The 7,939-nt window shown below is 68.6% G+C and carries 7 protein-coding genes; 6 read left to right on the top strand and 1 reads right to left on the bottom strand.

Annotated elements, in window-relative coordinates:
• From AOK17_RS29970 to AOK17_RS29950, 5 genes are all read left to right on the top strand, one after another.
• Nucleotides 1–199: siderophore-interacting protein (locus tag AOK17_RS29970; RefSeq protein WP_169801959.1), on the top strand; the 199-nt coding region annotated here is incomplete at its 5' end.
• 176 nt (nucleotides 200–375) lie between these two features.
• Nucleotides 376–1,818 carry a lysine decarboxylase DesA gene (desA, locus tag AOK17_RS29965; protein ID WP_055615703.1) on the top strand — a complete coding sequence of 481 codons (1,443 nt, stop codon included), beginning with the start codon at nucleotides 376–378 and terminating at the stop codon, nucleotides 1,816–1,818.
• On the top strand, nucleotides 1,802–3,088 hold the full coding sequence (locus AOK17_RS29960) for a lysine N(6)-hydroxylase/L-ornithine N(5)-oxygenase family protein (protein WP_055615702.1): 1,287 nt from the start codon (nucleotides 1,802–1,804) through the stop codon (nucleotides 3,086–3,088). The genes desA and AOK17_RS29960 overlap by 17 nt, the downstream gene beginning before the upstream one ends.
• On the top strand, nucleotides 3,085–3,660 hold the full coding sequence (locus AOK17_RS29955) for a GNAT family N-acetyltransferase (protein ID WP_055615701.1): 576 nt from the start codon (nucleotides 3,085–3,087) through the stop codon (nucleotides 3,658–3,660). Before AOK17_RS29960 ends, AOK17_RS29955 begins: the two co-directional genes overlap by 4 nt.
• On the top strand, nucleotides 3,657–5,459 hold the full coding sequence (locus AOK17_RS29950; protein WP_055615700.1) for an IucA/IucC family protein: 1,803 nt from the start codon (nucleotides 3,657–3,659) through the stop codon (nucleotides 5,457–5,459). Before AOK17_RS29955 ends, AOK17_RS29950 begins: the two co-directional genes overlap by 4 nt.
• A gap of 114 nt (nucleotides 5,460–5,573) precedes the next feature.
• Here the strand turns inward: AOK17_RS29950 and AOK17_RS29945 are convergent, their stop codons facing one another.
• Nucleotides 5,574–7,169 (bottom strand): beta-N-acetylhexosaminidase, encoded by a 1,596-nt coding sequence (locus AOK17_RS29945; protein WP_055615699.1) that lies wholly within the window; start codon nucleotides 7,167–7,169, stop codon nucleotides 5,574–5,576.
• A gap of 62 nt (nucleotides 7,170–7,231) precedes the next feature.
• On the opposite strand from AOK17_RS29945, the gene AOK17_RS29940 reads away from it, so the two are divergent.
• A partial coding sequence (locus AOK17_RS29940) for a DUF4429 domain-containing protein (protein WP_055615698.1) occupies nucleotides 7,232–7,939 on the top strand: 708 nt, incomplete at its 3' end.

Raw genomic sequence — 7,939 nt, 5'->3', positions numbered from 1 at the left:
CGCCCTGGAAGCCATCCGCACCGCCCAACTCCCCTCCGCCCAGGCCCCCTACGCCTGGATCGCAGGCGAGTCCGGCTGCGTGAAGGCGCTGCGCCGCCACCTCGTGCGGGAACGCGAGATCGACCGCAGGCGGGTCACCTTCGTCGGCTACTGGCGGCGCGGACTCAGCGAGGAGCAGCTGCGCGAACGAGGCGAGTAACGGGAGCAATGACAGTCGAGGCGACGGGCGAAGTGACGAGCGGGAGGCATAGCTCACAGCGTGACGGGTGGGGCGGACACTCACAGGAAGTTAGGTTAGGCTTACCTAAGTTCAGAGAGTCGCCCCCCACCTCTCTCCCGCGCCCGTTTCTCTCCTGTCCCCCGGAGGACTCCCCCATGCGCTCGCACCTGCTCAACGACACGACCGCGGAGCGGTACCGCCGCTCCGTGACCGAAGGAATAGAGCGGGTGGCGGCCAAACTCGCCACCACCGACCGTCCGTTCACAGGCGTCACGGTCGACGCCCTCGCGCCCCGGATCGAGCGGATCGACCTCGACAAGCCGCTGCACGACACGACCGCGGTGCTCGACGAGCTGGAGGACGTCTACCTCCGGGACGCCGTCTACTTCCACCACCCCCGCTACCTCGCGCACCTCAACTGCCCGGTGGTCATACCCGCCGTGCTCGGCGAGGCGGTCCTCTCCGCCGTCAACTCCTCCCTCGACACGTGGGACCAGTCGGCCGGCGGCACCCTCATCGAGCGCAAGCTCGTCGACTGGACCAACGAGCGCATCGGGTTCGGGCCCGCCGCCGACGGCGTGTTCACCTCCGGCGGCTCGCAGTCCAACCTCCAGGCGCTGCTGCTCGCCCGCGAGGAGGCCAAGAGCGACTCGCACGCCAAACTGCGGATCTTCGCCTCCGAGGTGAGCCACTTCAGCGTCAAGAAGTCGGCGAAACTCCTCGGCCTCAGCCAGGACTCCGTGGTCTCGATCCCCGTGGGCAACGACAAGCGCATGCAGACGGTCGCGCTCGCCCGTGAGCTGGAGCGCTGCAAGCGCGACGGCCTGGTCCCGATGGCGGTCGTCGCGACCGCGGGCACCACCGACTTCGGCTCCATCGACCCGCTGCCCGAGATCGCCGAGCTGTGCGAGCAGTTCGGTGCCTGGATGCACGTCGACGCCGCGTACGGCTGCGGACTGCTCGCGTCCCTGAAGAACCGGCACCGCATCGACGGCATCGAGCGCGCCGACTCGGTGACCGTGGACTACCACAAGTCCTTCTTCCAGCCGGTGAGTTCGTCCGCCCTGCTGGTCCGCGACGCGGCCACCCTGCGCCACGCGACCTACCACGCGGAGTACCTCAACCCGCGCCGCATGGTGCAGGAGCGCATCCCCAACCAGGTCGACAAGTCCTTGCAGACCACCCGCCGCTTCGACGCCCTCAAGCTGTGGATGACGCTGCGCGTGATGGGCGCCGACGGCATCGGCCAGCTCTTCGACGAGGTCTGCGAACTGGCCGAGGAGGGCTGGCGGTTGCTCGCCGCCGACCCGCGCTACGACGTCGTGGTCGAGCCGTCGCTCTCCACCCTCGTCTTCCGCTACATCCCGGCGGCCGTCACCGACCCGGCCGAGATCGACCGCGCCAACCTGTACGCCCGCAAGGCCCTGTTCGCCTCCGGCGACGCGGTGGTCGCGGGTACGAAGGTCGGTGGCCGCCACTTCCTCAAGTTCACCCTGCTCAACCCCGAGACCACGGCGGACGACATCTCCGCCGTTCTCGACCTGATCGCCGGCCATGCCGAGCAGTACCTGGGAGAGTCCCTTGACCGCGCTTCCTGAACCCGCTGAATCCGCCGTGCGGACGCACGACTTCATCGGCATCGGGCTCGGCCCCTTCAACCTCGGCCTCGCCTGCCTCACCGAGCCGATCGACGAACTCGACGGTGTCTTCCTGGAGTCCAAGCCGGACTTCGAGTGGCACTCCGGGATGTTCCTGGAGGGCGCGCACCTCCAGACCCCGTTCATGTCGGACCTGGTCACCCTGGCCGACCCGACGTCCCCGTACTCCTTCCTCAACTACCTGAAGGAATCGGGCCGTCTGTACTCGTTCTACATCCGCGAGAACTTCTACCCGCTGCGCGTCGAGTACGACGACTACTGCCGCTGGGCCGCCTCGAAACTGACCAGTGTCCGTTTCAGCACGACGGTCGCGGAGGTCTCGTACGCCGATGACGTGTACGTCGTCCGCACGACGGCCGGTGCCGAGTTCCGCGCCCGGCACCTCGTCCTGGGCACCGGCACTCCCCCGTACGTACCGGAGGCCTGCGCCGGACTCGGCGGGGACTTCATCCACAACTCCCGCTACCAGCAGCACAAGCGGGAGCTGCAGGCCAAGAAGTCGATCACGCTGGTCGGCAGCGGGCAGTCCGCCGCCGAGATCTACTACGACCTGCTGAGCGAGATCGACGTCCACGGCTACCGGCTGAACTGGGTCACGCGCTCGCCGCGTTTCTTCCCGCTCGAGTACACCAAGCTGACGCTGGAGATGACCTCCCCGGAGTACATCGACTACTTCCACGCGCTGCCCGAGCGAACCCGCTACCGCCTCCAGACGGAGCAGAAGGGCCTGTTCAAGGGCATCGACGGCGAGCTGATCGACTCGATCTTCGACCTGCTCTACCAGAAGAACCTCGGCGGCCCGGTCCCCACCCGTCTGCTCACCAACTCCGCGCTCAGCACGGCGAGTTACGAGAACGGCACGTACACCCTGGGCCTGCGCCAGGAGGAGCAGGGCAAGGACTACGAGCTGCACTCCGAGGGCCTGGTCCTGGCGACCGGCTACAAGTACGTGGAGCCCGAGTTCCTGAGGCCCGTCCGCGACCGCATCGTCTACGACGAGCGGGGCAACCACGACGTGGCCCGCAACTACGCCATCGACACGACCGGCCGCGGCATCTTCCTGCAGAACGCCGGCGTCCACACCCACTCGATCACCTCACCGGACCTCGGCATGGGCGCGTACCGCAACGCGTACATCATCCGGGAGCTGCTCGGCACCGAGTACTACCCGGTCGAAAAGTCCATCGCGTTCCAGGAGTTCGCCGTATGAGCGCCGCCGGAACCGGCAACACCGTGGGCTCCCTGAGCCTGCGCCCCCTCGACCCCCTCAAGGACGCCGAGCTCCTGCACTCCTGGGTGACGCATCCCAAGGCCGCCTTCTGGATGATGCAGGAGGCGCAACTCCAGGACGTGGAGCGGGAGTACATGGCCATCACGGCCAGTGAGCACCATCACGCGTATCTCGGCTTCCACGACGGACGGCCCGCGTTCCTGATGGAGAAGTACGACCCCCGGTACATCGAGCTGGTCGGGCTGTACGAGCCCCAGCCCGGTGACGTCGGCATGCACTTCCTGGTCGCCCCCACCGACCGGCCCGTGCACGGCTTCACCAGGGCCGTCATCACCGCGGTGATGGACGAGCTGTTCGCCGACCCGCGCACCCGGCGGGTCGTCGTCGAGCCGGATGTCACCAACAAGGCAGTGCACGCGCTGAACGAGGCCGTCGGCTTCGTCCCGGCGCGCGAGATCGACAAGCCGGAGAAGCGCGCGCTGCTGTCCTTCTGCACGCGCGAGCGCTTCTTGAATCGGCGCAGTCTGGCCACCCGAGGAGTTTCCCTGTGACCCTGTCCGACGCCGTGGCACACCTGTCCCCCCACCGCTGGGCGCGGGCCAACCGCCTCCTCGTCCGCAAGGCCCTCGCCGAGTTCGCCCACGAACGGCTGATCACCCCGGAGCCGACCGAAGGCGGCGGCCGGGGCAGCGACACGGGCAATCCCGCCGAGTACGCCATCCGCAGTGACGACGGCCTGACCCGCTACCGGTTCACCGCCACCCGCCGCGCCCTCGACCACTGGCAGATCGACGCCGAGTCGATCACCAGGCACCGCGACGGCGGCGAACGCCCCCTGCACGCCCTGGACTTCTTCATCGAGCTGAAGACCGCGCTCGGTCTGAGCGACGAGGTGCTCCCGGTCTATCTGGAGGAGATCTCCTCCACCCTCGCCGGCACCTGCTACAAGCTCACCAAGCCCCAGCTCACCTCCGCCGAGCTCGCGAAAAGCGGCTTCCAGGAGATCGAGACGGGCATGACCGAGGGCCACCCCTGCTTCGTCGCCAACAACGGGCGACTGGGCTTCGGGGTCCACGAGTACCTCTCGTACGCGCCGGAGACGGCCAGCCCCGTACGGCTCGTGTGGCTGGCCGCGCACCGCTCGCGGGCCGCCTTCACGGCGGGCGTGGGCATCGAGTACGAGTCGTTCCTGCGCGACGAGCTGGGCGAGGAGACGGTCGAGCGGTTCAACGACACCCTGCGCGCCCAGGAGTTGGACCCGGCGGACTTCCTGTTCATCCCGGTCCACCCGTGGCAGTGGTGGAACAAGCTCACGGTCACCTTCGCCGCCGAGGTCGCCCAGCAGCACCTGGTGTGCCTGGGCGAGGGCGACGACGAGTACCTGGCCCAGCAGTCCATCCGGACGTTCTTCAACAAGAGCACCCCCGAGAAGCACTATGTGAAGACCGCCCTGTCGGTCATCAACATGGGCTTCATGCGCGGCCTGTCCGCCGCGTACATGGAGGCGACCCCCGCCATCAACGACTGGCTGGCCCAGCTCATCGACAACGACCCGGTGTTGAAGTCGACGGGCCTGTCGATCATCCGGGAGCGGGCGGCCGTCGGCTACCGGCACCTGGAGTACGAGGCCGCCACCGACCGCTACTCCCCGTACCGGAAAATGCTCGCCGCGCTGTGGCGCGAGAGCCCGGTGTCCTCGCTCCGGGACGGCGAGTCGCTGGCCACCATGGCCTCGCTCGTGCACGTCGACCACGAGGGCGCGTCGATCGCGGCCACCCTGATCGAGCGCTCGGGGCTGACGCCGGTGGAGTGGCTGCGCCGCTATCTGCGGGCCTACTTCACCCCGCTGCTGCACAGCTTCTACGCGTACGACCTGGTGTTCATGCCGCACGGCGAGAACGTCATCCTCGTGCTCAAGGACGGCGTCGTCGAGCGGGCGATCTACAAGGACATCGCGGAGGAGATCGCCGTCATGGACCCGGACGCGGTGCTCCCGCCGACGGTCGAGCGGCTGCGCGTCGACGTGCCCGAGGACAAAAAACTCCTGTCGATCTTCACCGACGTCTTCGACTGCTTCTTCCGCTTCCTCGCCGCGAACCTGGCGGGCGAGGGCGTCCTGGAGGAGGACGACTTCTGGCGGACGGTCGCCGACTGCGTACGCGAGTACCAGGAGGCCACACCCGAACTCGCGGACAAGTTCAAGCAGTACGACATGTTCGCGCCCGAGTTCTCGCTGTCCTGCCTCAACCGTCTCCAGCTGCGCAACAACAAGGAGATGGTGGATCTCGCCGATCCCGCCGGAGCCCTCCAGCTCGTCGGGAACCTGAAGAACCCCATCGCCGGGCTGTAGGCACCGACCTGCTCACCGACTTACAGCCCCCACAAGCAGGCGGGCGTCCCCTATGTACGGTCCCAGGGGGCGCCCGCCGCCGTGTTCACCTGCCGAGCGTCAACTACTCCCCAACTACTGGGCGGGCCAGGGGACTTGCGACGACCGGTAGTAGCCGGTCCCCATCGCGTCCCACCGCGGCGCCTGTGCCGCGAGCCGCACCTTGTACGTGTCCCAGTCGTGCGTGGCCGCGGGCGACCAGCCGAGCTCGGCCACCCCGGGCAGCCGCGGGAACGCCATGTAGTCGAGGTTCGCCGAGGTGGCGAGGGTCTCCGTCCACAGCGGCGCCTCGACGCCACGGACCGCCGAACCGGGCACGCCCGCGAGGTAGTTGCCGGGATCCCAGTCGTAGGACCGCTTGACCTCCACCAGGCCGGCCCAGTCCAGGCCGAGCGGGGTGTCCGCGTTGTACTTCATGTCGAGGTACACCCGGTCGGCGGGCGACAGGACCAGCCCGGTCCCGTTCCGCGCCGCCGCCGCGACCTGCTCCTTCTCGGCGGCGTTCGTGTCGTCCAGACCCCAGTACTGGGCCAGCGCGCCCTTCGCGGGGGTCGCCCCGGTCAGCTGGTGCCAGCCCATGACCTTCTTCCCGTACTTGGCGACGACCGGCTGGACCTTGGTCATGAACTCCACGAAGTCCTCGTGGGGCGTCGAGTGCGCCTCGTCGCCACCGATGTGGATGTACCTGCCGGGCGTGATCGCGGCCAGCTCACGGATCACGTCGTCCACGAAGTCGTAGGTCACCGGCTTGCCGACGCACAGCGAGCTGAAGCCGACCTCGGTGCCGGTGTAGAGCGGCGGCGCGACCCCGTCGCAGTTCAGCTCGGCGTACGAGGCGAGCGCCGCATTGGTGTGGCCGGGCATGTCGATCTCCGGCACGACTTCGAGGAAGCGCGAGGAGGCGTACCGGACGATCTCCTTGTACTGGGCCTTCGTGTAGAAGCCGCCCGCTCCGCCGCCGACCTGCGTGGACCCGCCGTACGAGGCGAGCCGCGGCCAGGAGTCGATCGCGATCCGCCAGCCCTGGTCGTCGCTGAGGTGGAGGTGCAGGGTGTTGACCTTGTAGAGCGCCAACTGGTCGATGTAGCGCTTGACTTGATCGACGCCGAAGAAGTGCCGGGAGACGTCCAGCATCGCGCCGCGGTAGCCGTAGCGGGGCGTGTCGGTGATGGTGCCGCCGGCGACCGCCCAGGGTCCGGGCTGTACGGAGTCCTTCTCGACCGCGGCCGGGAGGAGCTGGCGCAGGGTCTGCACACCGTGGAAGAGCCCGGCGGGCTCCCGGGCCGTGATGGTGACGGCACCCTTGCCGCTCTTCAGCCGGTAGCCCTCCGCGCCGAGCGCGGAGTCCTTACGGCTGAGCTCAAGCCGGATGCCGTCTCCGCCGCCGTCGTCCGTGACCGGCAGCCGATAGCCGGTCGAGGGACGCAGGACATCGGCCAGATACGAGCCGATGCGCCGGGCCTCCCGCGAGTCGTCCACGCGGATGCGCGTACTGCTGGTGATCCGGTACGGGGATCCGCCCGCGTCGACAGAGGCGGGGGCCGGAATCACCTGGCCGAGCGGAGTAACGGTTCGGCCGGCGGCGGACGGTGCCGCGCCGACGACGGAGATACCTGCGGCCACCACGAGCAGCAGCGTACCGAGGAGTCGGGGCGTTCTGTGCTGTCTCACATGCGCTCCCTTCGAATGGGTATAGACCACTCTCCCGCACGGGCGGTGAAACAATCACCCCCATGGCGGAAATCATCCAACGGGACGGCACGTGGACCTTCGACGGCGACGCCCTGCGGCTCGTGCCCGGCCGTGACAAGAACGTCGGCCTGCTGCGCAAGACGTTGGGCGAACTCGCCGTACCGCTGGGCGCGTTGGCGGGGATCTCGTTCGAGCAGGGCAAGAAGTCCGGACGGCTCAGGCTCCGGCTGCGCGACGGCGCCGACCCGCTGCTGCACGCGACCGGCGGCAGGCTCACGGACTCCTCCGACCCCTACCAGATGACCGTCGACTCGGACCGCTACGGCGTCGCCGAGTACTTCGTGGACGAGATCCGCAACGCGCTGCTCCTGGACGAGGTGCCCGCCACCGCCGTCGACCGCTATCTGCTGCCGGGGCCGGCGGTGCCCCTGTCGGTCTCCGCGGGCGACGGCACCGCGAGCTTCGACGGGGAGAGCATCCGCCTGGAGTGGAACTGGAAGACCGAGGAGGCCAAGTCGGCGGCCGGCGCCCGCACGCTCGCCCTGGCCGACATCCAGTCTGTGGAGTGGCATCCCGCGGTCGGCCTGGAGAACGGCTTCCTCCGCTTCACCGTCCGGGGCGCGCCCACGAAGGCCCCGCCGAAGTACGACCCCAACTCGATCGACCTGTGGGGCTTCAAGAAGGACCCCCTGATGGCCCTGGTAGCGGCAGCGGTCCAGGCCCGCCTCCCCCACCCCTCGGCCCCGTCC

The sequence above is a fragment of the Streptomyces phaeochromogenes genome, assembly GCF_001418655.1.
GTDB classification, from domain to species: domain Bacteria; phylum Actinomycetota; class Actinomycetes; order Streptomycetales; family Streptomycetaceae; genus Streptomyces; species Streptomyces phaeochromogenes.
This window is presented reverse-complemented; position numbering and strand designations above follow the sequence as displayed.